Genomic DNA, 25,514 nt, shown 5'->3' with positions numbered 1-25,514 from the left:
GCTTGAGCGGACAGCGTATCCCTGGATTGCTTCGCTCCGCTCGCAAAGACGGCGGAGCAGGTGCCGGCGATGCGGAGTGCCGAGAAACCCCCACCGTCATCGCGAGCGAAGCGAAGCGACCCAGGGCGGCGGGACGCTTCGTCAGGCGGTGTGTCCCTGGATTGCTTCGCTCCGCTCGCAAAGACGGCGGAGCGGGTGCCGGCGATGTCGGGTGCCGAAAAACCCCCGCCGTCATCGCGAGCGAAGCGAAGCGACCCAGGGCAGCGGGACGCTTGAGCGGACAGCGTATCCCTGGATTGCTTCGCTTCGCTCGCAAAGACGGCGGAGCGGGTGCCGGCGATGCGGGTGGCGAAAAAACCCCGCCGTCATCGCGAGCGAAGCGAAGCGACCCAGGGCGGCGGGACGCTTCCGAACGGAGCGCCTCCCGCCGTCGCCGAGCGCCCGAAGATCGCCTCGTTCACCACCCGTTGATCCGCGGCCATTCCCCCTCGAGCCGGCCGTCGCGGCCGATGACATGGTAGCGGTCGTACTGCGCGGCGGTGGCGCAGGCGTGGTTGGGGAGGATCCGCACCAGGGTGCCGATGGGAAGGTCCGGGCGCCGGGCGCCGGAGCCCTTCCGCAGGGCGAGCACCCCGTGCTCCTGGTTCGCCTGGGCGACGATCAGGTCCTCGAAGGGCCGCCCGGCCCGGTCGCAGACGAGGCCGTAGCCCTGATCGACCGCCTGCGCGGCCGTGCCCCTGTCCCGGGACATCGCCATCCAGCCGGCATCGGTGATGATCCAGCCCTTGTCCGGCCGGTGGCCGATGACCGTCGCGAGCACGGACACGGCGATGTCGTCCACCGCGCAGGAGCCGATTCCCGCCTGGACGAGATCCCCGAACATGTAGACGCCGGCCCGCACCTCGGTGATGCCGTCGAGGTGGCGGGCATGGCGCGCGGTGGGCGTCGAGCCGACGCTGACCACCGGGCACGGCAGGCCCGCCCCCCGCAGGGTCTCGGCCGCCTGCACGGCCGCCGCGCGCTCGCCCTCGGCGGCCTCGGCCAGGGCCTCGGGGTCCGACAGGCCGTAGCTCTCGCCGGCATGGAGCAGCACCCCGCGCAGGCTCGCGCCCGCCGCGATGCGCTCGCCGATGCCCCGCAGGAGGTCGGCATCGCCGGGCTTCACGCCGGAGCGGTGGCCGTCCGGATCGACCTCGATGAAGACCGGCAGCCGATCGCCGGTGCGGCGGCTCCACTCGGACACCGCCTCGGCCTGGCCGAGGGAATCGAGGATCACCGCGAGGTCCGCGCCGAAGCGGCGGCGGATGGCGCCGACCCGGTCGAGCTTGTGGGGCGCGATGCCGACCGCGTAGGTCAGGTCACGCACGCCGCGCTCGGCGAAATACTCCGCTTCCTTCAGGGTCGAGACGGTGGCCGGCCCTCCCGGGCCGGTCATGGCCATCAGGGCCACGTCGATGGACTTGGCGGTCTTGAGGTGCGGCCGGAACGTCACCCCGTGCCGGTCCACCTGCGCCCGCATCCCGGCGAGGTTGGCGGCGAGCTTGCCCTCGTCGAGGACGAGGCAGGGCGTCTGAAGGGCCTCGAGCCCGTCCGCCGGGAGGTCGTCCTTTGATCCCGTCATCACATCCTCGCTCCTTCCGCACGCCGGTGCGGTCCCTTTAGTCCCTCCGGCCCCCCGGCAAAACCGGTGCCGGACATATCAGCCGCCGTGGATTGTTTGTCCTCTTCCGCGGAAACAGGTGGACGGCGCGACTTGCGTTCGTCCATAGAACCCCGAACAAATGCGGGGAGGGCCGCTCTTGGGACGGGACGTGATCCTGGCAACTCAAGGGTTGACCATGGAATTCAAAGGATTTCGTGCGGTCAACAATGTTGCGCTCGAAGTCGAGCGTGGAACGATTCACGCACTGATCGGTCCCAACGGGGCCGGTAAGACGACCTGTTTCAATCTTCTGACGAAATTCCTTCAGCCGACTGCCGGCACGATCCGATACAAGGACCGTGACATCACCGGCCTGAAACCGGCCGACGTGGCGCGGCTCGGCCTCGTGCGTTCCTTCCAGATCTCCGCCGTCTTCCCGCATTTCACGGTGATGGAGAACGTCCGCATCGCCCTGCAGCGGCGGCGGCACGGCGATTCGTTCGATTTCTGGCGGGCGGAGAAGGCCCTGCGGGTCCTCGACGCCGAGGCGCTGGAGCTGGTGGAGGCGGTGGGCCTCTCCGAATTCGCCAGGACGCTGGCGGTGGAGCTCTCCTACGGCCGGAAGCGCGCCCTCGAAATCGCCACGACGCTGGCCCTCGACCCGGAGATGCTCCTCCTCGACGAGCCGATGGCCGGCATGGGCCACGAGGATGTGGACCGCACCGCCGAACTCATCCGCCGGGTGGGCAAGGAGCGCACGATACTGATGGTGGAGCACAACCTGTCGGTGGTGGCCTCCCTGTCGGACCGCATCACCGTCCTCGCCCGCGGGCAGGTGCTCGCCGAGGGCGATTACGCCACCGTTTCCAAGGATCCCCGCGTGGTCGAGGCGTATATCGGGGCCGGACATGCCTGAGGCAGCCCTGAAGGTCCCCTCCCCCGCGGCCTCCGCCGCCCCGCTGCTGACCGTCCGCGGCCTCCAGGGCTGGTACGGCGAGAGCCACGTGCTGCACGGCATCGACATCGACGTGCGGGCCGGCGAGGTGGTGACGTTGCTCGGCCGCAACGGCGCCGGCAAGACCACGACCCTGCGCGCCATCATCGGCATCCTCGGCCGGCGCTCCGGCTCCATCGTCTACGACGGGGTCGAGACCATCGGCATGGCCTCGCGCAAGATCGCCAAGCTCGGCCTCGGCTACGTGCCCGAGGAGCGGGGCATCTTCTCCAGCCTGACCGTGCAGGAGAACCTGATGCTGCCGCCGCGGGTGAAGCCGGGCGGCATGACGGTGGCCGAGATCCACACCCTGTTCCCGAACCTCAAGGAGCGCGCGGGGAGCCAGGGCACCAAGCTCTCGGGGGGCGAGCAGCAGATGCTGGCCATCGGCCGGATCCTGCGCACGGGCGCCAAGCTGATCCTGCTCGACGAGCCGACCGAAGGCTTGGCCCCGGTCATCGTCCAGCAGATCGGCCGGACCATCCAGAAGTTGAAGGCCGACGGATACACTATCGTCCTCGTCGAGCAGAACTTCCGGTTCGCGCAGACGCTCGCCGACCGGCACTTCGTGATCGAGCAAGGTCGTGTCATCGACAGGATCGACAATGCCGATCTTGATGCGAATATCGACAAACTCCACGCCTACCTCGGCGTGTGAACGGCGCAGTTTAGCTTTCTACTGAACAGACCGGCCGCACGGGCCGCGAAGGAGTGACACGGATGAACGGACGCTTCCCGCTCGCCGCCCTCGCGGGCGCCTTCATGGCGGGCGTCGCGCTGACGGCGCCGGCCTCGGCCCAGACGGCGGTCAAGATCGGCATCCTCGGCGACCGTTCGGGCGCCTATTCCGACATCAGCGGCGAAGGCTCGGTGGTCGCCGCCCGCCTCGCCCTGGAGGACTTCAAGCCGGAGCAGCACGGGCTGAAGGTCGAGATCGTCTCGGCCGACCACCAGAACAAGCCGGATGTGGGCGCGGCCATCGCCCGGCAATGGTACGACCGCGATCACGTGGACATGATCACCGACGGCGTCACCTCCTCCGTGGCCCTGGCGATCAGCCAGGTGACGAAGGAGAAGAACAAGGTCTTCATCGACACCGGCGCCGGCACCGCCGACCTGACCGGTTCGCAATGCAGCCCGAACACCATCCACTGGGTCTACGACACGGTGGCGCTGGCCAACGGTACCGGCGGCGCCATGGTGAAGCGCGGCGGGACCACATGGTTCTTCCTCACCGCCGACTATGTCTTCGGCCAGACCCTGCAGCGCGACACCACCAACGTCATCAACAAGAACGGCGGCAAGGTCGTCGGCTCGGTGAAGACGCCCTTCCCCACCGCCGACTTCTCGTCCTTCCTGCTCCAGGCCCAGAGCTCGGGCGCGAAGGTGATCGGCCTCGCCAATGCGGGCGCGGACACGATCAACTCGATCAAGCAGGCCGGCGAGTTCGGCATCACCGAGGGCGGCCAGGCGCTCGCCGGGCTGCTGGTGTTCTCGTCGGACGTGCATTCCCTGGGCACCAAGGTCGCGCAGGGCCTCGTGCTCACCGAGCCGTTCTACTGGGACCTCAACGACCAGACCCGCGCCTTCTCGGACCGTTTCTCCAAGCAGATGAAGGGGTCGAAGCCGACCTCGAACCATGCGGGCGTGTATTCGGACGTGCTCCACTACCTGAAGGCCGTGGCCGAGACCAAGTCGACCGCGGACGGGGCCGCCACCGTCGCCAAGATGAAGGCGATGCCGACGGACGATCCGCTGTTCGGCAAGGGCGTGGTACGGGCGGACGGCCGCAAGATCCACGACATGTACCTGTTCGAGGTCAAGAAGCCCGCCGAGTCGAAGGGCGAGTGGGACCTGTACAACAAGCTCGAGACCATCCCCGGCGATCAGGTCTTCCGCCCGCTCGGCGACGGCAACTGCTCGCTGGTGAAGGGCTGAGGGCGGGCGGCGGGGGAGGCGTGCCATGATGACGATTTTCGGCGTGCCGACCCAGGCGCTGTTCGGCCAGTTGCTGCTCGGGCTGATCAACGGGTCGTTCTACGCGATCCTGTCGCTCGGGCTGGCGATCATCTTCGGCCTGTTGAACATCATCAACTTCGCCCATGGCGCGCTCTACATGATGGGCGCGTTCGTGGCCTGGATGCTGCTCAGCTATTTCGGCCTCGGCTACTGGTGGGCGCTGGGGCTGGCGCCCCTGGTGGTGGGCGTGTTCGGCGTCGTCCTGGAGCGGGTGCTGATCGCCCGGCTCTACAAGCTCGACCACCTCTACGGCCTGCTCCTGACCTTCGGCCTCGCGCTGATCATCCAGGGCCTGTTCCGCAACCAGTACGGCGTGTCGGGCCTGCCCTACGCCATCCCCCCCGAACTCTCCGGCGGGCAGCGCCTGCCCTTCATGTTCCTGCCGAACTACCGGGCCTGGGTGGTGGTGGCCTCGCTCACCGTCTGCATCGCCACGTGGCTGATCATCGAGAAGACCAAGCTCGGCGCCTATCTCCGGGCCGCCACCGAGAACCCCACCCTGGTCCAGGCCTTCGGCGTGAACGTGCCCCTGTTCCTCACGCTGACCTACGGGTTCGGCGTGGCGCTCGCCGGCTTCGCGGGGGTGCTCGCCGCGCCGATCTACTCGGTGAACCCGAATATGGGGGCGGACATCATCATCGTGGTCTTCGCGGTGGTGGTGATCGGCGGCATGGGCTCTATCATCGGCTCGGTGATCACCGGCTTCGCGCTGGGCCTCGTGGAGGGGCTGACCAAGGTGTTCTACCCCGAGGCGTCCTCCACCGTGATCTTCGTGATCATGGTGCTGGTGCTCCTCGTCAAACCCGCCGGCCTGTTCGGGCGCACGGCCTGACCGCGAACTGAGGCTCGACACACATGGCCGACACCGCCGCCCTCGACGCCGCGCCCATCGCCGCCGCCGTCGTGCCCGAGAACCGGGACGACAAGGCGCTCCAGCGCAAGATCTTCATCGGCCTCGCGCTCTTGCTGATGGTGGCGCCGCTGGTGCTCTACCCCGTGTACCTGATGAAGGTGCTGTGCTTCGCGCTGTTCGCGCTGGCCTTCAACCTGCTGCTCGGCTACGGCGGCCTGCTCTCCTTCGGCCACGCCGCCTATTTCGGCATGGCGAGCTACCTCTCGGCCTACGGCGCCAAGGTCTGGGGCCTGTCGCCGGAACTGGCGATCCTCGTCGGCACCGCGACGGCGGCCCTGCTCGGGCTCGTCTTCGGCTCGCTGGCGATCCGGCGGCAGGGCATCTACTTCTCGATGATCACCCTGGCGCTGGCCCAGATGGCGTTCTTCTTCGCCCTGCAGGCCAAGTTCACCGGGGGCGAGGACGGCATCCAGGCGGTGCCCCGCGGCGCCCTGTTCGGGGTGATCCGGCTCGATGACGACCGGGCGATGTACGGCCTCGTGGCGGTGGTGTTCTTCCTCGGGATGTTGACGATCTACCGCATCATCCACTCGCCCTTCGGGCAGGTGCTGAAGGCGATCCGCGACAACGAGAGCCGGGCCGTGTCGCTGGGCTACCGGGTGAATCAGTACAAGCTCGCGGTCTTCGTCCTCTCGGCGACGCTCGCCGGCCTCGCCGGGGCCACCAAGGCCATCGTGTTCCAGCTCGCCTCCCTCACCGACGTCCACTGGTCGATGTCGGGCGAGGTGGTGCTGATGACGCTGGTCGGCGGCATGGGCACGGTGTTCGGGCCGATCGTCGGCGCGCTGGTGATCGTCACCATGGAGACCTACCTCGCCCAGTTCGGGGCCTGGGTGACGGTGATCCAGGGCTGCGTCTTCGTGCTCTGCGTGCTCCTGTTCCGCGAGGGCGTGGTCGGGCTCATCGCCCGGAGGCTGCGCAAGCCCCTGTGAACGAAGCCCGGCCCCGCCGTCGTCGCGGGCCAGCGGGGGAGCCATCATGCAGATCGCCGATCACGTCTTCGTCGTCACCGGCGCGGCCTCCGGCCTCGGGCGGGGCGTGGCGGAGCACCTGGCGGCGCTAGGGGCGAAGCTGGTCCTGGCGGACCTCGATCCCCGGGGCGAGGAGGTCGCGCGGGCGCTGGGCGGCGCCTTCATCCGCGCCGACGTGGCCGAGGAGGCCGACGGGCAGGCGGCGATCCAGGCGGCGCTGGAGGCCCACGGCGTCCTGCACGGGCTGGTGAACTGTGCCGGTATCGTCGCCGGCGGGCGGGTCGTCGGCCGCGACGGGCCGCACGACCTCGGCGCCTTCGCGCGGGTGGTGCGCGTCAACCTGATCGGCACGTTCAACATGATCCGCCTCGCCGCCCAGGCGATGGCGGGCGGGCGGCCGAACGACGAGGGCGAGCGCGGGGTGATCGTCTCCACCTCGTCCATCGCCGCCTTCGACGGGCAGATCGGACAGGCGGCCTATGCGGCGTCGAAGGGCGCCGTGGCGAGCCTCACCCTGCCGCTCGCCCGGGAGCTGGCGCAACACGGGATCCGCGTGGTCGCCATCGCCCCCGGCGTGTTCGAGACGCCGATGATGGCCGGGTTGCCGGAGGCGGTGCGGGAGGCCCTCGGCCAGTCGGTCCCCTTCCCGCCGCGGCTCGGCCGCCCGGCGGAGTTCGCCGCCCTCGTCGCCCACGCCATCGCGAACCCGATGCTGAACGGCGAGGTCGTGCGGCTCGACGGGGCCCTGCGCATGGCGCCGCGGTGAGCCGGCCGCCGGCTGGGTGTTCTGGCGCAGCAAACGCAGACGACAAGTGAGGCGGCACACAAAATCCCGCACGCCCGAGCCTGTGTTGCTTTCCTGCACCGAAATATCGGGCAGTGTGGCGCCAAAGCTGTTTTAGCCTGCGGCATCACCTGTCGTTGCGCTGCGATAAACGGCCGAGCTACGTTTCGTTAACCACTCCATCGACATGATCGACTGCATCAACCGATGGGTGTCGCGATGCCTCAGGCCCGCTCTTTCAGCTTCGACGATCCGATCCTCGATTGCCCGGTGCCGCCCGAAACGGTCGGCCGGCTCGCCCGGGCGGAGCCCGGCGCGCTGCCGGACCTCGTCGATGGCATCCCCGAGGCCACCCGGGCGCGCCTCGCGGTCTGGCTCTACGGGCGCAGCCACACCCACGAGGTCGGTGTGCGCATCGCCGCGACCTGCGACGGGTCGAGCCTGCGGCGGGCGGGCGGCCTGATCGGCAACGCCCTCTACGACCTGTCCCGCCGGCCCTACGCCGCGCCGACCCACGGCACGCGCACCAACGGCTCCGCGCGGATCAGCCTGGGCGGATCGAACCGCTTCGCCTGAACGGCGGGCACCCGGCTCTGGAGCCGGAGGCGGGCAGCGGCTATCGTGGCCGGGCATGTCCGCCCCCGCCCAGATCCGCCGCCTCGACCCCATCCTCGTGGACCGCATCGCCGCGGGGGAGGTGGTCGAGCGCCCCGCCTCGGCGGTCAAAGAACTGGCCGAGAACGCCATCGATGCGGGCGCCCGGTCGGTGGAGATCACCATCGAGGGCGGCGGCCGGCGCCTGATCCGCGTGGTGGATGACGGGCGGGGCATGACGCCCGACGACCTCGCCCTGGCGGTCGAGCGGCACGCCACCTCGAAATTGCCGGACGGCGACCTCGGCGCCATCGCCACCCTCGGCTTCCGCGGCGAAGCCCTCCCCTCCATCGGCGCGGTCTCGCGCCTGTCGATCACCACCCGTCCCGAGGGGGCCGAGGCCGGGGCGAGCCTCGTGGTGGATTCCGGCCGCAAGGGCGAGGTCGTCCCGGCGGCGGCCTCCCGGGGGACCCGGATCGAGGTCACGGACCTCTTCGCCGCGACCCCGGCCCGGCTCAAGTTCCTCAAATCCGATCGGGCGGAGAACGCGGCCGTGGGCGAGATCGTCCGCCGCCTCGCCGCCGCGCAGCCCGGCATCCGCTTCACCCTGCGCACCGAGGCGGGCCAGCCCGTCGTCCTGCCGGCGGAGACGGGCGAGGCGGCCTCGCTGCGCCGCCTCGCGGCGGTGCTCGGGCCGGACTTCCAGGCCAACGCCCTGCCGGTCGGGCTGGAGCGCGAGGGGTTCGCGGTCACCGGCCATGTCGGGCTGCCGACCTACCACCGGGGCTCGGCGGGCCACATCCACCTCGTGGTGAACGGGCGGCCGGTGCGGGACCGGCTGCTCCTCGGGGCGGTGCGGGGCGCCTATGCCGACACCCTGTCCTCCGACCGGCACCCGGTGCTCGGCCTCACCATCGCCTGCGCGCCCGACCTCGTGGACGTGAACGTCCACCCGGCCAAGACCGAGGTGCGGTTCCGGGAGCCCGGCCTCGTCCGGGCGCTGGTGGTGAGCGCGATCCACGACGCGCTTCGCCGGGGCGGGGCGCGCTCGGCCACCACCGGAGGCCAGCGGACCCTCGACGCCCTCCGCCCCACCGCCCCGCGCCTGGCCGCCCACACGGGCTACGCGGCACCGGGCCTGTTCCGCCCGGCCGCCGCGCCGATCCCCCGGGACATGCCCTCGTTCGGCGCCCCGGTCGGCTACACGGTGCCCGCCTACCGGCCCACCCCCGGCCTCGCGGAGGAGACCCAGGCCCTGCTGCCCCCCCTCCCCACCCTGCCCCCCCAGGCGGAGCCGGCACCCGAGACGGAGCCGCCGGGCGAGGATCATCCCCTCGGCGCCGCGCGGGCGCAGATCCACGGCACCTACATCCTCGCCCAGACCCGCGACGGGCTCGTGATCGTGGACCAGCACGCGGCCCACGAGCGCCTCGTCTACGAGCGGCTGAAGGCGCAGCGCGCCACCGGCGGCATCGCCCGGCAGGGCCTCCTCATCCCCGACGTGGTCGAGATGGAGCCGGAGGCGGCGGAACGGCTCTGCGCCTGCGCGGCGGACCTGGAACGGCTCGGCCTGAGCCTCGAACCCTTCGGGCCGGGGGCCGTGCTGATCCGCGAGATCCCGGCATTGCTGATCGGCGCGAGCCTGCGCGACCTCGTCACCGACATCCTCGACGCCCTCGACGCCAGCGGCCTGGAGGACGGCGCATCGCCGGCCACGGAGACGGGCCCCCTCGGGCGGCGCCTCGACGCGGTGCTGTCGCGGATGAGCTGCCACGGCTCCGTCCGGGCCGGGCGGCGCCTGCGGCCGGAGGAGATGAACGCGCTGCTCCGCGAGATGGAGGTGACGCCGAATTCCGGCCAGTGCAACCACGGCCGCCCGACCTCGGTGGAGCTGAAGCTCGCCGACATCGAGCGGCTGTTCGGGCGGCGGTGAGGACGGCGGAGGCCGCCTACTTGTCGTACTTGATGTAGGCGAACCGCGGGTCGTCGGGCGTGCCGTCCAGCCCCTGGCTCTCCAGGCCAGGCTGCCAGGAGACGACCTCCTCGATCTTCCTGGCCAGGGCGAAATCCTTGTCGGTGATGCCTTTGGCGGCGTGGTTCATCAGGCGCACCTCCACCCAGGCATAGGAGGCGGTGAGGTCGGGGTGGTGCCACGCCGCCTCGGCGAGGTGGCCCACCGTGTTGATCACCATCAGCGTGCTCTTCCAGCCGGCGGTCTTGTAGGTCCGGCGGATCCAGCCGTCCTCCAGCCGCCAGGACGGGAGTTCGGCCTTCAGCCGGGCCTCCACCGCCGCGTCGTCCATCGCGCCCTCGCGCCGTTCAGCCATCGTGTCCGCTCCCTCTTCCGGTTGTGGTGAGGGTGCCCGGCTCTTCCGCGCGGTGCAAGGTCGCCCTCCGCGCGGGCGCCCTCGCCCAGGTGGACGCGCCCCGTGGCGCGCCCTATGACCTTTTGGCAATGGCGTCCGTCTGGGGTGGCGCCCAAGGCTGCAGGGCCGGGCCGCCGGCCTGCGGCAGGCTTGCCGACGCGGACCGGGCTCGTCACCGGAACCGCCGGAACACCGGAGGAGGAACGGCTCATGCTGTCACGGCGCGCGATGCTCGCCGCCGGCCTGCTCGGCGGCCTTGCGGCCCGCACCGGGCACGCGGGCGACCTCCCCGTGATCAGGCTCGGAAGCCTGCCCTTCGGCACCTCCACATGGGAGGCGGCCGTCATCAAGGCCCGCGGCCTCGACGCGGCCAACGGCTTCACCCTGGAGGCGACGAAGCTCGCCGGAAACGACGCCGCGCGGATCGGCTTCGTCGGGGGGCAAGTCGACACGATCATCGGCGACCTGCTCTGGGCGGCCCGCCTCGGCAACGAGGGCCAGGGGCTGCGCTTCATCCCCTACTCCACCTCCGAGGGTGCGGTGATGGTGCCCGCCGACAGCCCGGTGAAGTCCCTGAAGGACCTCGCCGGCAAGAAGTTCGGCGTGGCGGGCGGCCCCCTCGACAAGAACTGGCTGCTCCTGAAGGCCCAGGCCAAGGACGCCGCCGGGATCGACCTCGAGAAGGAGGCCGAGATCGCCTATGGCGCGCCCCCGCTCATCACCCTCAAGCTGGAACAGGGCGCCCTCGACGCGGCCCTTACCTACTGGACCTACTGCGCCCGCCTCGAACCCAAGGGGTTCCGCCGGCTGATCCGGGCCGAGGACATCATGCGGGCGCTGGGCGCCAGCGGCGACGTCTCGCTGATCGGCTACCTGTTCCACGCCGCCACGGTGGCGGAGAAGCCCGAGGCGGTGGGCGGGTTCTACCGCGCCTCCCGCGCCGCCAAGGACATGCTGGCCGCCGACGCCTCGACCTGGGCCATCGTGCGGCCCCTGATGGACGCCCCCGACGAGGCGACCTTCGAATCCCTGAAGCGGGAGTTCCTCGCCGGCATCCCGCGCCGGCCGGTTTCGGCCGAGCGCGCCGACGCCGCGAAGCTCTACGCCATCCTGTCCCGGCTCGGCGGCGAACGCCTCGTCGGCAGCGGCAGCGGCCTTCCGCCGGACTTCTACTACGACGGATCCCGCGATGGCTGAGCCCGCCACCGGAGGGCGAGAAGCCGTGCCGGCGTGCTGACCCGGATCCTGTCCCTGGCGATCCTCGTCGCCGCGTGGCAGGCCGCCGCGTGGGAGGCGCATTCACGCCTCCTGCCCGCGCCCCTGGCCGTGATGAACTTCATCGTCGCGGAGGCGCGGCGGGGGGACCTCGCCCACAATATCGGGATCACCCTGTTCCGGGTATCCATCGCCTTCGCCATCGCCATGGCGCTAGGCATCGCGCTGGGCGTCGCCCTCGGCCGCTCGCGCAAGGCCGACCTCGCCCTGGATACGCCGCTCCTCGTGCTGCTGAACACCCCGGCGCTGGTCATCACCGTGCTGGCCTACGTCTGGGTCGGGCTCACGGAGACGGCGGCGATCCTCGCCGTGGTCCTGAACAAGCTGCCCAACGTCGCCGTCATCGTCCGGGAGGGGGCGCGCAACCTCGATCCCGGCCTGGAGGAGATGGCCCGCGCCTACCGGTTCGACCGGTGGACCTGGGCCCGCGACGTGCTGGTGCCCCAGCTCCAGCCCTACGTGGTGACGGCGGCGCGCTCCGGCCTGTCCCTGGCCTGGAAGATCGTCCTCGTGGTGGAGCTGCTCGGGCGGCCTGACGGGGTCGGCTTCGCCATCAACTTCTACTTCATCCAGAGCACCGACGTGGCGGCGATCATCGGCTACAGCCTCGTCTTCATGGCGGTGATGATCGGGATCGACGTGCTTCTCCTGCAGCGGCTCGAAGCTCATGTCCGCCGCTGGCGCTGACTCCCCCGGCGCGGGCGCCGACCCCTCCGCCGTGCTGCGGGTGTCCGTCGCCGGCAAGACCTACCGGCCGAAGGGCCTGGAGCCCGTGGAGGCGGTGCGGGACCTCGCCTTCTCCGTCCGCGCCGGCGAGATCGTCTGCCTGATCGGCCCGTCCGGCGCGGGCAAGACCACGACGCTGCGCATCCTCCTCGGCCTCGACACGGATTTCACCGGCGCGGTGGCGGGGGCGGAGCAGGCCGGCATCGTCTTCCAGGAGCCGCGCCTGCTGCCCTGGCGCAGCGTGGAGCACAACGTCCGCCTCGGCCTTCCCCGGGGTAAGCGCCGCCGCGACCTCGACGCGCTGTTCGAACGCCTGAGCCTCACCCCCTGGCGGAGCCGCTTCCCCGGCGCCCTGTCCCTCGGGATGCAAAGGCGGGTGGCCCTCGCCCGGGCCCTGGCCGGGAGCCCGCGCGTCCTCGTGCTGGACGAGCCCTTCGTCTCGCTCGACGACGCCGCGGCGGCGGAACTGCGCGCGCTGGTGGTGGACACCGTCGATGCGGCGGGGATGAGCGTGCTCATGGTCACCCACAACGTGGGCGAAGCGATCCAGATCGCCGACCGGCTGCTCCTCGTCTCCCGCCGCCCGGCGACGCTGGTGGCCGACATCGCCCTCGGCCGCCCGCGTCCCGCCCGGGACCGCGCCTGGGCCGACGCCACCCGCACCAGCCTCGCCGGCCGGCACCCCGAGGTGATCGCGGATTAGGGCCGACCGCGCCGGAGCGGCGCAGGGCACGCGCTCATCCCGTCAGTCCCAAAAAATCGAGCCGCATAGCTCGGGAAGAAGCCACCGACCTGCGGGCTCCAACCCCGACTTCGCGAGCGGAGCGAAGCCACCCAGGGCAGCGGGCCTTTCCGGGACACGGCGCCGTCCGCAGCGAGCGGTGACGGCGGCAGGGGCCCGTCAGTTCGCCTTGGCGTCCACGTCGATCCGGTCGAGGACGGCACCGGGGGAGCGGGCGGTGCCGATCTCCACGAAGCCGATGCCGGCGGGCTCCTTCGCCTTGGCGCGGATGGTGAGCTTGCCGGGATTCATCACGAACTGGCCCATCGCCGCGCCGATATCCTTGGCCGCGGGGCCGTTGCCGAGGATCACCGGCACGCCGAGCACGCTCGCCGTCACGTATTCCTTGCGCAGTTCGTCCGGCTTGAGGCTCAGCTCCTTCGCCTGCGCCGTGAGGAAGCGCTCGAACAGGCCGCCGTTCTCGATGGTGACGTCGAGGGTCCGGGCGCTGCCGGCGAACATCAGCATCGTCTCGGCCGGCACGCTGCCGGAAAACAGCTCCGGCCCGATGCCGCCGAACAGGGCCGCGAGCTTCACGGTGCCGATATCCTTGCCGGAGACCGTCATGTCCCGCAGGGCCACGGTCCGGGCCGCCTCGTCCCAGGCGGCCTCGGCCGTCAGGTCGAAGCTGAGGTCGCCGTAGCCGAAGGCCGGGAGGGCGCCCACCAGCGGCAGGCCGGCGGCCAGCGCCGCGGGGACATCGAGGCCGGTCAGCGCCAGCCGGGTGGAGGGCGGAGCGCCCTGGGCGACCGGGCCGAACCCGAAGACGCCCTGGCGCAGGGCGATCCGTTCGGGCTTCACGGTCGGCATGACCGAAACCTCGCCGGGCCTCGCATCCGGCGGCCGGGCCTCCGCGAGCCGGGTCCGCACCGTCGGCTTCGGCGCCTGGGCCTGCTTCTGGCGCGGGGTGTCCAGGGCGCCGCGCTTCTGGACCGGGGGCGTCGGCGGGAGATCGACCGTCAGGTCGGTGAGGGTCAGGGTGCCGAGACCCGCCGCCAGGGCCCGCGACTCCACCGGCCCGGGGGGCTCGTCGGGCCTGTCGGCCATCCGGCGGAACTCGGCGATCAGCGGGCCGAGGGAGGCGCCGGCGAGGGTGAGCCGGCCGAGCCGGCTGCGCACGGGCCCGTTCGCCAGGGTGAGACCCTCGACCACCACGCCGGCATCGGGGCCGGAGGCGGCGTAGGAGATGCGCTCGACTTCGGTAAGCCACGGCGCGTCGGCGGAACTGTCGCTGATGCTGATGCCCCTCACCTCGGCGCTGCCGATCGTCTGGGCGGCGAGAAGGTCGGCCGTCGCCGAGTTGGCCGCGCGCTTGCCGGCCGGGTCGGCGAAGCCACCGGACAGGGCGTCGAAGGCGTGGTTCCAGCCGTTCGGCACTTGCCGCCCGCTGAGGTCGCGGCCGTCGAACCGGGCGATCTTGAAGGTCACCGCCTGGGCGTTGGAAAAGGCCATGTCGGACACCCGAAGGGTGCCGTAGACACGCAGGTCCGGCCCCTTGCCGTCCCCGGATTCGACGGCGAGACGGGCGAGCGCCGTCAGGTCCAAGTCGGTGGCGCGGACGGAACCGTAGGTGCCGGCCCCGTTCTGCATCGGCTTATCGCCCTTCGCGCTGATCGTGACGCCCGCGGCCGTCAGTTCGCCGATCTTCCCGGCGCGCACGTCACGGGCGATCACGTCCCGGTAGGTCGTGGTCTGGCGCAGGTCGCCCGGACCGGCCTGGTCCGACACCAGGACCGGCGCCGTGAGGCTCGCCGCATCGAGGCGCGCGAGGCGGGCCGGCCAGGGCTCGGACGAATCGGCCTTGAAGATCGCGGCGAGGTCGTCCCGGGAGAGGCGCGTGCCGCTCGCCGTCAGCTTGGGCACCTTCACCAGGGTGGCGCCCAGGGGAATCACCACCTCGGTGAGCGTCACGTCCTGGACGGCGGCGGCCCCTTCCTGCGCGGCGGCGGGACAGGGCACGGCGAGGCCGATCGCCAGCGCAGCGGCGCAGACTGCGAGGGCCGACCGAAGACGGCGAGCCGCCGGGAGCGTCATGGACAGGTCCAAATCACGAGGCGCGGGCGCAACGCATCGCGTGCCGCGTTTCAGGGCACGACACAATCCCGCGATGGTGGCGCGAGCGTGGCGGACGGGATCTGTCACCCCCGCGCAACGCCACCCTCGGGTTTTTCAGAGCGAGAACGACGTTCCGCAGCCGCAGGACGCGGTGGCCAGCGGGTTCTCGATCTTGAAGGACTGGCCGATCAGGTCGTTGACGAAGTCGATGGTCGAGCCGGCCATGTACTGCACCGAGACCGGATCGACGATCACCGTCGCCCCGTCGCGTTCGATGACGATGTCCTGCGCCTCGCGGTCGCGGGAAATGTCGAACGCGTAGGAGAAGCCGGAGCAGCCGCCGCCGTTCACGCTGATGCGCAGCAGGGATCCGGGCGGCTCCTCACCCATGATCTCGTTGATGCGCTTGGCGGCGCGGGGGGTCAGAATGATCTCGGACATCGGTTCAGCCACAGGCAAATCCGCGGCGGGGCGGGACGGCGATTGCCCCGCGCCCTCGGACCACCAAGATATGGGCCTCGGGTCCGTGCTGCAATGCGGGCGGCGGGGGAGCGGTCGTGCAAGAAACGAATCGGGGCAGCGGCGAGCGGTGGCGGGCACCCTACGCGACGGATCCCGCCAGGACGCGGGGGCGCCTCATCGCCGAGCCGGGTTCGCCCACCCGCAGCGACTTCCAGCGGGACCGCGACCGGATCATCCATTCCACCGCCTTCCGGCGGCTGAAACACAAGACGCAGGTCTTCGTGCACCACGAGGGCGACCATTACCGCACCCGCCTGACGCATTCCCTCGAGGTCTCGCAGATCGCCCGCGCCCTGGCCCGGGCGCTGGGGCTCGATGAGGACCTCGCCGAGGCGCTGGCCCTCTCGCACGACCTCGGCCACACCTGCTTCGGGCATACCGGCGAGGATGCCCTGGATGCCTGCATGGCCCCGTTCGGCGGGTTCGACCACAACGCCCAGACCCTGCGGATCGTCACCCGGCTGGAACGCCGCTACGCCGGCTTCGACGGGCTGAACCTCACATGGGAGACGCTCGAAGGCCTCGTGAAGCACAACGGCCCGCTCCTCGGGGCGGATGGGCGGCCGACACCCCGCTACGCCGAGCGCGGCATCCCCGCGGCGATCCTCGAATACGATGCGGTGAACCCCCTCGACCTCGCCCTCCATGCGGGGCCGGAAGCGCAGGCCGCCGCCCTGGCCGACGACATCGCTTACGCCGCCCACGATCTGGACGACGGTCTCCGCGCGGGGCTGTTCGACCTGTCGGACCTCACCGCCGTTCCCTTCCTCGCGGGGCTCCTCGACGAGATCGAGGGGCTGCATCCGGGATTGGAGCCCGCGCGCATCGTCCACGAGCTCGCCCGGCGGGTGATCACTCGATTCGTGGAAGACGTGATCCGTGAGAGCGAGCGGCGGATCGCAGCCCTGGCCCCGAAGAGCGTGGGCGACATCCACGCGGCGGGGGCACCCGTCGTCGCATTCTCCCCGGCCATCGAGGCGGCCGATGCGGAGGTGATGCGCTTTCTGTGGAAGCGGATGTATCGCGACGCCGGCGTGATGGCGGTGCGCGAGAAGGCCGCCGGGATCGTCGCCGACCTCTTCACGGCCTTCCGGGACGATCCTCGGCGGATGCCGGAGGAATGGGGCGTCGACCTCGCCGATGCCCCGGAGCCGCGGATCGCCCGGCGGATCGCGGATTACATCGCGGGCATGACCGACACCTACGCCGTGCTGGCCCACCGGAAGCTCTACGCCGCCACGCCGGAGCTGCAGCCCTCGCCCCCGAGCCGGGGCCTGCCGCTGGCCGAGGCCTAGCGGATCGGGAGACGGGGCCGCGGCGGGCCCCGTCGTCGCCTACTCGCCCTCTTCCGGCGCCCGCCGGTTGGCGCTGTGGTCCTGGTACTGGTCGGTCTGCACGGCCTTGCCGTCGAGGCCGCGCTCCTGGTCGTGCTGAGACTTGTCCCGGTTCGAGAGGACCTCGTTCTCGCCGAGGACGCCTTCGGGCAGGTCCGTCATCGCGCCGCTGCCGGAGCCCTTGCCGTGGCCGCCGGGACCCATGTGGTGCTTGTCGGCCTTCGCCATGCTTCACTCCTGCGGATTGTTCGAAGGGCGGAAGATGGAGCCCGCGTGCCGGCGGACAACCGGGCATGCGGACGCGCCTGCTTCACGGCAGGGCGGGGATGGTGTAGCGCGATCCGTTTCCCGAAAGCCGCACGCCCCATCCCATGCCGTCAGCCTCGCCGAGCCGCATCGACACCACCTTCGCCCGGGCCCGCGCCGAGAACCGCGCCGTGCTCGTCACCTACGTCATGGCGGGCGACCCCGATCCGGAGACCTCCCTGGAAGTGCTGCGGGCGCTGCCCGGCGCCGGGGCGGACATCCTCGAATTCGGCATGCCCTTCACCGACCCCATGGCGGACGGCCCGGCGATCCAGGCTGCGGGCCTGCGCGCCCTGAAGGCGGGGCAGGACGTGGCGGGGACGCTGGCCCTGGTGCGCCGCTTCCGCAGCGAGGACACCACCACCCCGATCGTGCTCATGGGTTACTACAACCCGGTGCACACTTATGGGGTGGACCGCTTCCTGGCGGATGCCGTCGAGGCCGGGATCGACGGGCTGATCGTCGTCGATTGCCCGCCGGAGGAGGATGCGGAGCTCTGCCTTCCGGCCCTGGAGCGCGGCCTCGCCTTCATCCGCCTCGCCACGCCCACCACCGACGAGCACCGCCTGCCGGCCGTGCTCGCGAACACGGCCGGCTTCGTCTACTATGTGTCGATCACCGGCATCACCGGCACGGCGACCCCCGATTTCGGACGGGTCGCCGAGGCGGTGGGGCGGATCCGCAGGCACACCGAGCTGCCGGTCGTCGTCGGCTTCGGCGTGAAGACGGGCGCCCACGCCGCCGCCATCGCCAAGGGCGCGGACGGTGTCGTGGTCGGCTCGGCCCTGGTCGATGCGCTCCACCGCTCCCTCGACGGCGAGGGGCGCGGCGGAGAGGGCACGGTGAAGGCCGTGACCGCGTTGGTGCGGGAACTCGCCGAGGGCGTCCGTTCCGCGGGCCGCAGCGCCTAAGCCACTCCCTTCACCCCTCGGCGCCCCGGCGCCCCATCGAACGACACGGGCGTTTCAGCATGGTCGAACCGATGAACTGGATCTCGGAGGTCGTGCGCCCCCGGATCAAGACGCTGTTCAAGCGCGAGACCCCGGAGAACCTGTGGGTCAAGTGCCCGGATACCGGCCAGATGGTCTTCCATAAGGAAGTCGAGGCCAACCATTGGGTCATTCCCGGTTCCGAGCACCACCTCAAGATGAGCGCGGCGGCGCGCCTCAAGATGATGTTCGACGGGGGCACCTGGATCGACGTGGCGCTGCCCGAGGTGGCCACCGACCCGCTCAAGTTCCGCGACGAGAAGCGCTACGTCGACAGGCTGAAGGATGCCCGCGGCAAGACCGGCCTGCAGGACGCCTTCAAGATCGGCTTCGGCCGGGTCGGCGGCATCCCGATGACGCTGGCCGTGCAGGAATTCGGCTTCATGGCCGGCTCGCTCGGCATGGCGGCGGGCGAGGCCTTCGTGCGCGGTGCGGAGAAGGCGGTGGAGAAGCGGACGCCCTACGTCCTGTTCTCGGCCTCCGGCGGCGCCCGGATGCAGGAGGGCATCCTGTCGCTGATGCAGATGCCCCGCACCACCGTCGCCGCGCGCCGCCTGCGGGATGCGCGCCTGCCCTACATCGTGGTGCTCACCAACCCCACCACCGGGGGCGTCACCGCCTCCTACGCGATGCTGGGGGACGTCCACCTCGCCGAGCCGGGGGCGTTGATCTGCTTCGCCGGTCCGCGGGTGATCGAGCAGACGATCCGCGAGAAGCTGCCCGACGGCTTCCAGCGGGCGGAATACCTGCGCGCCCACGGCATGGTGGATCAGGTCGTCCACCGTCACGCGCTCAAGGACACGATCAGCCGCGTCTGCGGCCTGCTGATGAACCTGCCCGCCGCCGCGCCGGCCGAGCCGGCCGCCGAGCCCGTCCCGGAACTGGCCTGAGGGCCGATGGATTCCTCCGACGCCCTCCTGGCGCGCTTCCTGGCGCTGCACCCCCGGACGATCGATCTCTCCCTCGGGCGGATCGAGCGGCTTCTGGCACGCCTGAACCATCCCGAGCGGCGGCTGCCCCCGGTGATCCATGTGGCGGGCACCAATGGCAAGGGCTCGACCATCGCCTTCATGCGGGCGATCCTCGAAGCCGGCGGGCTCGCGGCCCACGTCTACACGTCCCCGCATCTGGTGCGGTTCCACGAGCGGATCCGCCTCGGCGGCATCGGCGGCGGCCGCTTCGTGGACGAAGAAGTGCTGGCCGACGCGTTCCGCCGCTGCGAGGGGGCGAATGCGGGTGAGCCGATCACCGTCTTCGAGATCACCACGGCGGCGGCCCTGCTGCTGTTCTCCGAATATCCGGCCGACGTGCTGCTCCTCGAAGTGGGCCTGGGCGGACGGGTGGACGCCACCAACGTGATCGATGCGCCCGCCTGCGCGGTGGTGACGCCCATCGGCCGCGACCATGCCGAGTATCTCGGCGACACGGTCGAATCGGTGGCGACGGAGAAGGCCGGCATCTTCAAGCGCGGCTGCCCGGCGGTGATCGCCGCGCAGGACTACGCCGAGGCGGACACGGTCCTGTGCCGGCAGGCCGAGCGGGTCGGCGCCGGGCCGATCATCATCGGCAACCAGGATTTCTCCGTCCATGAAGAGCGCGGGCGGCTCGTCTACCAGGACGAGACGGAGCTGTTCGACCTGCCGAAGCCCCGCCTCGCCGGGCGCCACCAGCTCGTCAACGCCAGCACGGCCATCGCCGCCCTCCGGGCAGCGGGGTTCGGCGACATCGGCACGATCGCCCTGGAGCGCGGCCTCACGGGGGTCGACTGGCCGGGCCGGCTCCAGCGCCTCGGCAAGGGCCGGCTCGCCGCCCTCGTCGCCAACGGCGCCGAGTTGTGGCTCGACGGCGGGCACAACATGGATGGCGGGCGCATCCTCGCCGCCGCCATGGGCGACCTCGGCGAGCGCAGCGACGCGCCCCTGGTGCTGATCGTCGGCCTGCTCGGCACCAAGGACGCGGACGGTTTCCTGCGCCACTTCGTCGGCCTCGCCCGGGCACTGATCGCCGTGCCGATCTCCGGCCAGGTGGCCGCCCGGCCGCCGGAGGAGGTGGCCGAGATCGCGGAGCGCGCCGGCCTGTCGGCGCGGGTGGCCCACAGTGTCGAGGCGGCCCTGGTCGAGGTCGGCAACATCGCCTTCGAACGGCCGCCGCGGATCCTCATCTGCGGATCGCTCTACCTTGCGGGGCAGGTGCTGGCGGCGAACGGCACGCCGCCGGTCTGATACCGCCCCCGCGTCGCGTCCACCCTCGCCGTCATCGCGCGGAAGCGATGACGGGCGCGGTCAGCCGGCGGCGCGCATCGCGGGCAACGCTTCGGCGCTCCAGGCGCGGACATGCGCATCGATGGCCAGGGCTTCCTCCACGTCGGCGGGGGCGGACGGGTAGACCGGCGTGAAATGCGCGCAGGCCTGCTCCACCAGCTCCGCGATGCCGTAGAATCCGATCCGCCCGGCGATGAAGGCCGCCACCGCGACCTCGTTGGCCGCGTTCATCACGGTCGGCACGGCGCCGCCCTCGGCCATCGCCGCGCGGGCGATGCGCAGGCAGGGGAAGCGTTCCTCGTCGGCCGCCTCGAAGGTCAGGGCGCCGAGCGTCACGAGGTCGAGGGAGCGCCCGCGGGCGATGGAGAGCCGGTCGCCGAGGCCGAGGCAGTGGGAGATCGGCACCCGCATGTCCGGCAGGGCGAGCTCCGCCGTCACGGCACCGTCGATCCAGTAGACCAGCCCGTGCACCACCGATTGCGGATGCACCACCACGTCGAGGCGGGCCGGCTCGATGCCGAAGAGGTGGTGCGCCTCGATCAGCTCCAGCCCCTTGTTCATCAGCGAGGCGGAATCGATGTTGATCTTCATGCCCATCGACCAGGTCGGGTGGGCGGCCGCCTCGGCGGGCGAGGCGGCGGCGATGCGCTCCCGGGTCCAGGTGCGGAACGGGCCGCCCGAGGCGGTGATCATCAGGGTCCGCACGTCGTCCAGGGGGCGCCCGTGCAGGGCCTGGGCGAGGGCGTCGTGCTCCGAATCCATCGGCCAGATGGTGGCGCCGTAGCGCGCAGCGTCGCGCATGAAGGCGTCGCCCGCGCAGACGAGGCTTTCCTTGTTGGCCAGCGCCACCGTGCGGCCGAGCCGGAGGGCCGCATGGGTCGGCTTCAGGCCCGCCGCGCCGCTGATCGCCGCCACGACGATGTCGGCGTCCCGGGCGACAGCCTCCATCACGGCCCCCTCCCCCGCCCCATTGGGGATGCCGGACCCGGCCAGCGCCTCGGCGAGCGCGGGCCCCCCGGCCGGGTCGGCCAGGGCCGCGAAGGAGGCGTTCAGCTCGCGGGCGACCTTCGCGAGGGCCGCCGCATCGCGACCGCCGACGACGGCGCCCGTACGGAACCGGTCGGCGTGCTGGGTGAGAAGGTCGGCCGTGGAACGGCCGATGGAGCCGGTGGCCCCGAGGACGGTGACGGTCTGCGCCACGGGCGGAACTCCTGAGATGTCAGCCGATCAGGCCATATCCGCGCAGGACGAGATAAAGCCCGGCGAGCACGGAGACGGCGAAAAACCCGTCGAGCCGGTCCATCACCCCGCCATGGCCGGGGATGATACGGCTCGAATCCTTCACGCCGTGCCGGCGCTTCAGCCACGATTCGTACAGATCGCCCGCCTGGCTGAGGACGGAGGCCAAGGCGCTCGCCCCGGCCACCACCGGCAGGGAGGCGCCCCGGGGCAGGGTCATGCCGAGTAGGTCCGCCACCACCGGCACCAGCGTTCCGGCGACGACCGCCCCACACAGGCCGCCGAGCGCCCCGGACCACGTCTTGTTGGGGGAGACCCGCCGCATCAGCTTCGGGCCGCCGAGCCGGCGGCCGACGAAGTAGGCGGTGATGTCCGTGGCCCAGACCACGGCGAACATCCAGATCGGCCCGAGGAAGGCGAGGGTCGCATCTTCCCGCAGGGCGGTGGGGACGGAGGCGATCACCCCGGCGCAGAGCAGCCCGACGAGCGCCCTCGCCCGGCCGACGCCGGTCCGCGCCACGGTGGCGCAGGCCGCCGCGCCGAGGACGAGCACCGCGAAACAGGCCAGCGCGGGCGCGCCCTGCTGGAGGGCGAGGACCTGGGCTGCCAGCGTCGCGGCGCCGAGGGCGATCAGCACCTCGCGGGGCTCGACCCGGCTCATGACGATCCACTCGCCGAAGCCGGCGATGGCCGCCGCGAGCCAAAGGGCCGCGAAGGCCCAGCCGCCGTAGACGAGGGCCGCGATGACCCCCGCCGCCATGACGATCCCGGAGGCGACGCGCAGCCACAACTCCCGGCGCGAGCGGCGCGCAGGAGGAACGACAGTCGCGGTGGGAGCCGCCTCGGCGGTGGCGTCGGCCACGCGGACCTCAGACCTGCATGATTTCCTTTTCCTTCGACGCCAGCACACCGTCGATCTCGCCGATGTGGGAATCGGTGGCCTTCTGCACGTCGCCGGCCTGACGCTTCTCGTCGTCCTCGGAGATGAGGCTGTCCTTCAGGAGCTTCTTGAGGTGGTCGAGCCCGTCACGGCGGACGTGGCGCACGGCGACCCGGGCCTCCTCCGCGTATTTGTGGGCGACCTTCACCATCTCCTTGCGGCGCTGCTCGTTCATCTCGGGGATGCGCAGGCGGATGGTCTGCCCCTCGGTCTGCGGGTTCAGGCCGAGGTCGGATTCGCGGATCGCCTTCTCCACGGCGCCGACCATGCTGCGGTCCCAGACCGAGATGGAGAGCAGGCGCGGCTCCGGCACGCTCACCGTCGCCACCTGCGACATCGGCATCATCGCGCCGTAGGCGTCGATCTGGATCGGGTCCACCAGGCCGGGGGTCGCGCGGCCGGTGCGCAGGGAGCCCAGGTCCTTCGAGAGGGATGACACGGCGCCCTGCATGCGGCGCTTGATGTCGTTCAGGTCGAAATCCGGAGTGGCCATGGCGTCAGGTCCCGACAGGCATTGTGAAAAAGAGGCGCGGCACGGGGCGCGCGGATCGCGGCCTCAATGGACGAATTCTGTCCCGCCCGCAAACGCCGGATCGCACCGGCGCGCGCTCAGGGCACGACGTGGGTGGACGGCGCCTCGCCCGCCAGGATCGCGGCGATCGAGCTCGGCGCGTGCACCGAGCCGACGATGATCGACAGCTTGCTCTCCCGCGCCAGGGCGAAGGCGGCGGTATCCATCACCTTCAGGTCGCGGGCGATGGCTTCGTCGTGGGTGATGCGGTCGTAGCGGGTGGCGGTGGGGTCCTTCTTCGGGTCGGCCGAATAGACCCCGTCCACCTGCGTCGCCTTCAGCACCGCATCGCAGCGCAGCTCGGCGGCGCGCAGGACGGCGGCGGTGTCCGTGGTGAAGTACGGGTTGCCCGTGCCCCCCGCCAGGACCACCACCTGCCCCTTGTCGAGATGGTGCAGGGCCGGCTGGCGGGCATAGGTCTCGCAGATCGTCGGCATCGACACGGCGGACATCGTCCGCGCCGGCACGCCGGCCGCGTTCAGGGCCGTCTCGATGGCCAGCGAGTTCATCACCGTCGCCATCATCCCGAGGGAATCGCCCGTCGCCCGGTCGATCCAGCCCGCGGCCGAGATGCGGGCGCCGCGGATCATGTTGCCCCCGCCGACGACGACGGCGATCTCCGTCCCCTTCTCGATGGAGCGGGCGATGTCCTCCGCGAGCGCGGCCAGGGTCGGCGGGTGGAGCCAGTAGCCGTCGGGGGCCGCAAGGGCCTCTCCGGAGAGCTTCACGAGCACACGACGGAATGGCGTCGATCCGGGCATCTCGAGTCCTCGTGCCTGCCCGATCCGCCGGGCGGCAGCTTCTACGTCAGACGTTGCCGCGGCGTCGAGGGTGCGCGGCACGTGAAATCGCCGGACCAGCATGCTGGCCCGGCGTTTCCTGTTGCATCCGCGAAGGGTTTCCGGCGCCGGAGCGCCGGGGGGCGTCAATGGCCGGAGACGACTCCGACCACGCCCGCGGCGGTCATGAGAAGGCCGGAGGCGAAGACGCCGATCATGAGGTAGCTGAAGCTTTTGGAGATCATGCTGCACCCTACCGTGGCAGGGGCCCCGTGGGCTGTGCGTCCCGGCACCCGGCGCCCGGGATTATTGCGGCGCAGCGATCGTCCGCGTGGCCCCCGTCGGGCCGGGCCACCATGCCCGCCGCGGCCATGAGAAAGCCCGCCGGGGCGGACCCGGCGGGCTTCTCGTTCCGACGCGGCGGTCGGATCAGGCGCGACCGGCCTGCTGGGCGACTTCGGTGGCGAAGTCCGGACCCTCTTCCTTCTCGATGCCTTCACCCAGCGCGTAGCGGACGAAGCCCTTCAGGGTCACCGGCCCGCCGACCTTGCCGGCGGCTTCCTTGAGCACCTGCGAGATCGTCTTCGAGCCGTCGTGGACGAAGGGCTGCTCGAGGAGGGTGACCTCCTTGTAGTAGGACTTCAGACCGCTCTCGATGATCTTCTGCATGACGTGGTCCGGCTTGCCGGCGTTCTTCTCACGCAGGATGTTCGACTCGCGCTCCACGGTGGCGGCATCGACGCCGGAGGCATCGAGGGCGACCGGGTTCGTCGCCGCCACGTGCATGGCGATCTGGCGGCCGAGGGACGAGAGGGCGTCCACGTCACCCTCGGACTCGAGCGCCACGAGCACGCCGATCTTGCCGAGGCCCTCGGTGACCTGATTGTGCACGTAGGAGGCGATCACGCCCTTGGTCACGTCGAGCTTGGCGACGCGGCGCAGGTTCATGTTCTCGCCGATCGTGGCGATCAGGGTCTGGAGATGGGTCGAGACGGTCTCGGACGAGCCCGGGAACGACGCGTTCTGCAGGCCCTCGACGGTGCCGTCGGTGTCGAGGGCGATCTTGGCGGCCTCGCGGACGAAGGCCTGGAAGCCGTCGTTGCGGGCGACGAAGTCGGTCTCGGAGTTCACCTCGACCACGGCGGCGTGATGGCCGGAGGACTCGACGGCCACGAGGCCCTCGGCGGCGACGCGGCCGGCCTTCTTGGCGGCCTTGGCGAGACCCTTCTTCCGCAGCCAGTCGACGGCGGCCTCGATGTCGCCCTGCGTCTCGTTGAGGGCGCCCTTGCAGTCCATCATGCCGGCGCCGGTCTTCTCGCGCAGCTCCTTCACCATCGCGGCGGTGATGTTGGCCATGGCCGGTTCCTTTCGAGCAGTTGAGGGCGGTTGGATGAGAGAGGCCCGGCGCTCAGGGCGAGCGGCCGGGCCCGGTATGCTTGGGCGATATGCCTGG

General features: G+C 71.1%; 25 protein-coding genes. 15 read left to right on the top strand and 10 right to left on the bottom strand.

Features of this window, described 5'->3' with window-relative positions:
• Positions 1-457: 457 nt before the first annotated feature.
• On the bottom strand, positions 458-1,621 hold the full coding sequence (locus MKK53_RS11300) for an alanine racemase (protein WP_243928796.1): 1,164 nt from the start codon (positions 1,619-1,621) through the stop codon (positions 458-460).
• Positions 1,622-1,781: 160 nt separating this feature from the next.
• Here MKK53_RS11300 and MKK53_RS11295 point away from each other — a divergent pair, with 160 nt between their 5' ends.
• The 8 genes from MKK53_RS11295 to mutL all read left to right on the top strand — a co-directional run bounded on the left by MKK53_RS11295 (position 1,782) and on the right by mutL (position 9,850).
• On the top strand, positions 1,782-2,558 hold the full coding sequence (locus MKK53_RS11295) for an ABC transporter ATP-binding protein (RefSeq protein WP_409564311.1): 777 nt from the start codon (positions 1,782-1,784) through the stop codon (positions 2,556-2,558).
• On the top strand, positions 2,551-3,294 hold the full coding sequence (locus MKK53_RS11290; RefSeq protein WP_243928794.1) for an ABC transporter ATP-binding protein: 744 nt from the start codon (positions 2,551-2,553) through the stop codon (positions 3,292-3,294). The genes MKK53_RS11295 and MKK53_RS11290 overlap by 8 nt, the downstream gene beginning before the upstream one ends.
• A gap of 62 nt (positions 3,295-3,356) precedes the next feature.
• Positions 3,357-4,574 (top strand): ABC transporter substrate-binding protein, encoded by a 1,218-nt coding sequence (locus MKK53_RS11285; RefSeq protein ID WP_409564310.1) that lies wholly within the window; start codon positions 3,357-3,359, stop codon positions 4,572-4,574.
• 25 nt (positions 4,575-4,599) lie between these two features.
• Entirely contained in the window at positions 4,600-5,487 is an 888-nt protein-coding gene (locus MKK53_RS11280) for a branched-chain amino acid ABC transporter permease (RefSeq protein ID WP_243928793.1), read from the top strand.
• Between the two features lie 23 nt (positions 5,488-5,510).
• Positions 5,511-6,500, top strand: a complete 990-nt coding sequence (locus tag MKK53_RS11275) for a branched-chain amino acid ABC transporter permease (RefSeq protein ID WP_243928792.1) — start codon at positions 5,511-5,513, stop codon at positions 6,498-6,500.
• Positions 6,501-6,546: 46 nt separating this feature from the next.
• Positions 6,547-7,305, top strand: a complete 759-nt coding sequence (locus MKK53_RS11270) for an SDR family NAD(P)-dependent oxidoreductase (protein WP_243928791.1) — start codon at positions 6,547-6,549, stop codon at positions 7,303-7,305.
• Between the two features lie 237 nt (positions 7,306-7,542).
• Positions 7,543-7,899, top strand: coding sequence for a hypothetical protein (locus MKK53_RS11265; protein WP_243928790.1), 357 nt, complete (start codon positions 7,543-7,545; stop codon positions 7,897-7,899).
• A 55-nt stretch (positions 7,900-7,954) separates the two neighbouring features.
• Positions 7,955-9,850: a DNA mismatch repair endonuclease MutL gene (mutL, locus tag MKK53_RS11260; protein WP_243928789.1), complete on the top strand. Its 1,896-nt coding sequence runs from the start codon at positions 7,955-7,957 to the stop codon at positions 9,848-9,850.
• 16 nt (positions 9,851-9,866) lie between these two features.
• Here the strand turns inward: mutL and MKK53_RS11255 are convergent, their stop codons facing one another.
• Positions 9,867-10,244 (bottom strand): 4a-hydroxytetrahydrobiopterin dehydratase, encoded by a 378-nt coding sequence (locus MKK53_RS11255; protein WP_243928788.1) that lies wholly within the window; start codon positions 10,242-10,244, stop codon positions 9,867-9,869.
• Positions 10,245-10,493: 249 nt separating this feature from the next.
• Between MKK53_RS11255 and MKK53_RS11250 the strand changes: the two genes are divergently transcribed.
• From MKK53_RS11250 to MKK53_RS11240, 3 genes are read left to right on the top strand one after another with little or no spacing between them, the layout of a single operon-like run.
• Positions 10,494-11,480 (top strand): ABC transporter substrate-binding protein, encoded by a 987-nt coding sequence (locus tag MKK53_RS11250; RefSeq protein ID WP_243928787.1) that lies wholly within the window; start codon positions 10,494-10,496, stop codon positions 11,478-11,480.
• A gap of 33 nt (positions 11,481-11,513) precedes the next feature.
• Complete coding sequence (locus MKK53_RS11245; RefSeq protein WP_243928786.1) at positions 11,514-12,245, top strand: ABC transporter permease; 732 nt, start codon at positions 11,514-11,516, stop codon at positions 12,243-12,245.
• Complete coding sequence (locus tag MKK53_RS11240) at positions 12,226-12,987, top strand: ABC transporter ATP-binding protein (RefSeq protein ID WP_243928785.1); 762 nt, start codon at positions 12,226-12,228, stop codon at positions 12,985-12,987. The genes MKK53_RS11245 and MKK53_RS11240 overlap by 20 nt, the downstream gene beginning before the upstream one ends.
• A 198-nt stretch (positions 12,988-13,185) precedes the next feature.
• On the opposite strand, the gene MKK53_RS11235 is transcribed toward MKK53_RS11240, so the two are convergent.
• The gene (locus MKK53_RS11235) at positions 13,186-15,099 is read right to left on the bottom strand and encodes a hypothetical protein (protein ID WP_243928784.1); all 1,914 of its coding nucleotides are present in this window, start codon (positions 15,097-15,099) and stop codon (positions 13,186-13,188) included.
• Between the two features lie 135 nt (positions 15,100-15,234).
• Positions 15,235-15,561 carry a HesB/IscA family protein gene (locus MKK53_RS11230; RefSeq protein ID WP_243928783.1) on the bottom strand — a complete coding sequence of 109 codons (327 nt, stop codon included), beginning with the start codon at positions 15,559-15,561 and terminating at the stop codon, positions 15,235-15,237.
• A gap of 116 nt (positions 15,562-15,677) precedes the next feature.
• Between MKK53_RS11230 and MKK53_RS11225 the strand changes: the two genes are divergently transcribed.
• Positions 15,678-16,937 (top strand): deoxyguanosinetriphosphate triphosphohydrolase, encoded by a 1,260-nt coding sequence (locus tag MKK53_RS11225; RefSeq protein ID WP_243928782.1) that lies wholly within the window; start codon positions 15,678-15,680, stop codon positions 16,935-16,937.
• Between the two features lie 39 nt (positions 16,938-16,976).
• Here MKK53_RS11225 and MKK53_RS11220 read toward each other — a convergent pair whose 3' ends face one another.
• On the bottom strand, positions 16,977-17,204 hold the full coding sequence (locus tag MKK53_RS11220) for a hypothetical protein (RefSeq protein ID WP_409564309.1): 228 nt from the start codon (positions 17,202-17,204) through the stop codon (positions 16,977-16,979).
• Between the two features lie 143 nt (positions 17,205-17,347).
• Between MKK53_RS11220 and trpA the strand changes: the two genes are divergently transcribed.
• The 3 genes from trpA to MKK53_RS11205 are packed head-to-tail and all read left to right on the top strand — an operon-like array spanning position 17,348 to position 20,493.
• Positions 17,348-18,193, top strand: coding sequence for a tryptophan synthase subunit alpha (gene trpA, locus MKK53_RS11215; protein ID WP_243928781.1), 846 nt, complete (start codon positions 17,348-17,350; stop codon positions 18,191-18,193).
• Between the two features lie 59 nt (positions 18,194-18,252).
• On the top strand, positions 18,253-19,161 hold the full coding sequence (gene accD, locus MKK53_RS11210; RefSeq protein WP_243928780.1) for an acetyl-CoA carboxylase, carboxyltransferase subunit beta: 909 nt from the start codon (positions 18,253-18,255) through the stop codon (positions 19,159-19,161).
• A gap of 6 nt (positions 19,162-19,167) precedes the next feature.
• Positions 19,168-20,493 (top strand): bifunctional folylpolyglutamate synthase/dihydrofolate synthase, encoded by a 1,326-nt coding sequence (locus MKK53_RS11205; RefSeq protein ID WP_243928779.1) that lies wholly within the window; start codon positions 19,168-19,170, stop codon positions 20,491-20,493.
• A gap of 60 nt (positions 20,494-20,553) precedes the next feature.
• On the opposite strand, the gene dxr is transcribed toward MKK53_RS11205, so the two are convergent.
• From dxr to tsf, 5 genes are all read right to left on the bottom strand, one after another.
• The gene (gene dxr / locus MKK53_RS11200) at positions 20,554-21,732 is read right to left on the bottom strand and encodes a 1-deoxy-D-xylulose-5-phosphate reductoisomerase (RefSeq protein WP_243928778.1); all 1,179 of its coding nucleotides are present in this window, start codon (positions 21,730-21,732) and stop codon (positions 20,554-20,556) included.
• Positions 21,733-21,751: 19 nt separating this feature from the next.
• Positions 21,752-22,633 carry a phosphatidate cytidylyltransferase gene (locus MKK53_RS11195; protein ID WP_243928777.1) on the bottom strand — a complete coding sequence of 294 codons (882 nt, stop codon included), beginning with the start codon at positions 22,631-22,633 and terminating at the stop codon, positions 21,752-21,754.
• 7 nt (positions 22,634-22,640) lie between these two features.
• Positions 22,641-23,204: a ribosome recycling factor gene (gene frr / locus MKK53_RS11190; protein ID WP_243928776.1), complete on the bottom strand. Its 564-nt coding sequence runs from the start codon at positions 23,202-23,204 to the stop codon at positions 22,641-22,643.
• 116 nt (positions 23,205-23,320) lie between these two features.
• Positions 23,321-24,043: a UMP kinase gene (pyrH, locus tag MKK53_RS11185; RefSeq protein WP_243928775.1), complete on the bottom strand. Its 723-nt coding sequence runs from the start codon at positions 24,041-24,043 to the stop codon at positions 23,321-23,323.
• A gap of 447 nt (positions 24,044-24,490) precedes the next feature.
• Positions 24,491-25,417: a translation elongation factor Ts gene (tsf, locus tag MKK53_RS11180; protein ID WP_243928774.1), complete on the bottom strand. Its 927-nt coding sequence runs from the start codon at positions 25,415-25,417 to the stop codon at positions 24,491-24,493.
• Positions 25,418-25,514 lie beyond the last annotated feature (97 nt).

Source organism: Methylobacterium sp. J-076 (assembly GCF_022829405.1).
Lineage (GTDB): Bacteria > Pseudomonadota > Alphaproteobacteria > Rhizobiales > Beijerinckiaceae > Methylobacterium.
The sequence above is the reverse complement of the archived record's forward strand: the minus strand, read 5'-3'. Positions and strand labels throughout refer to the sequence as shown.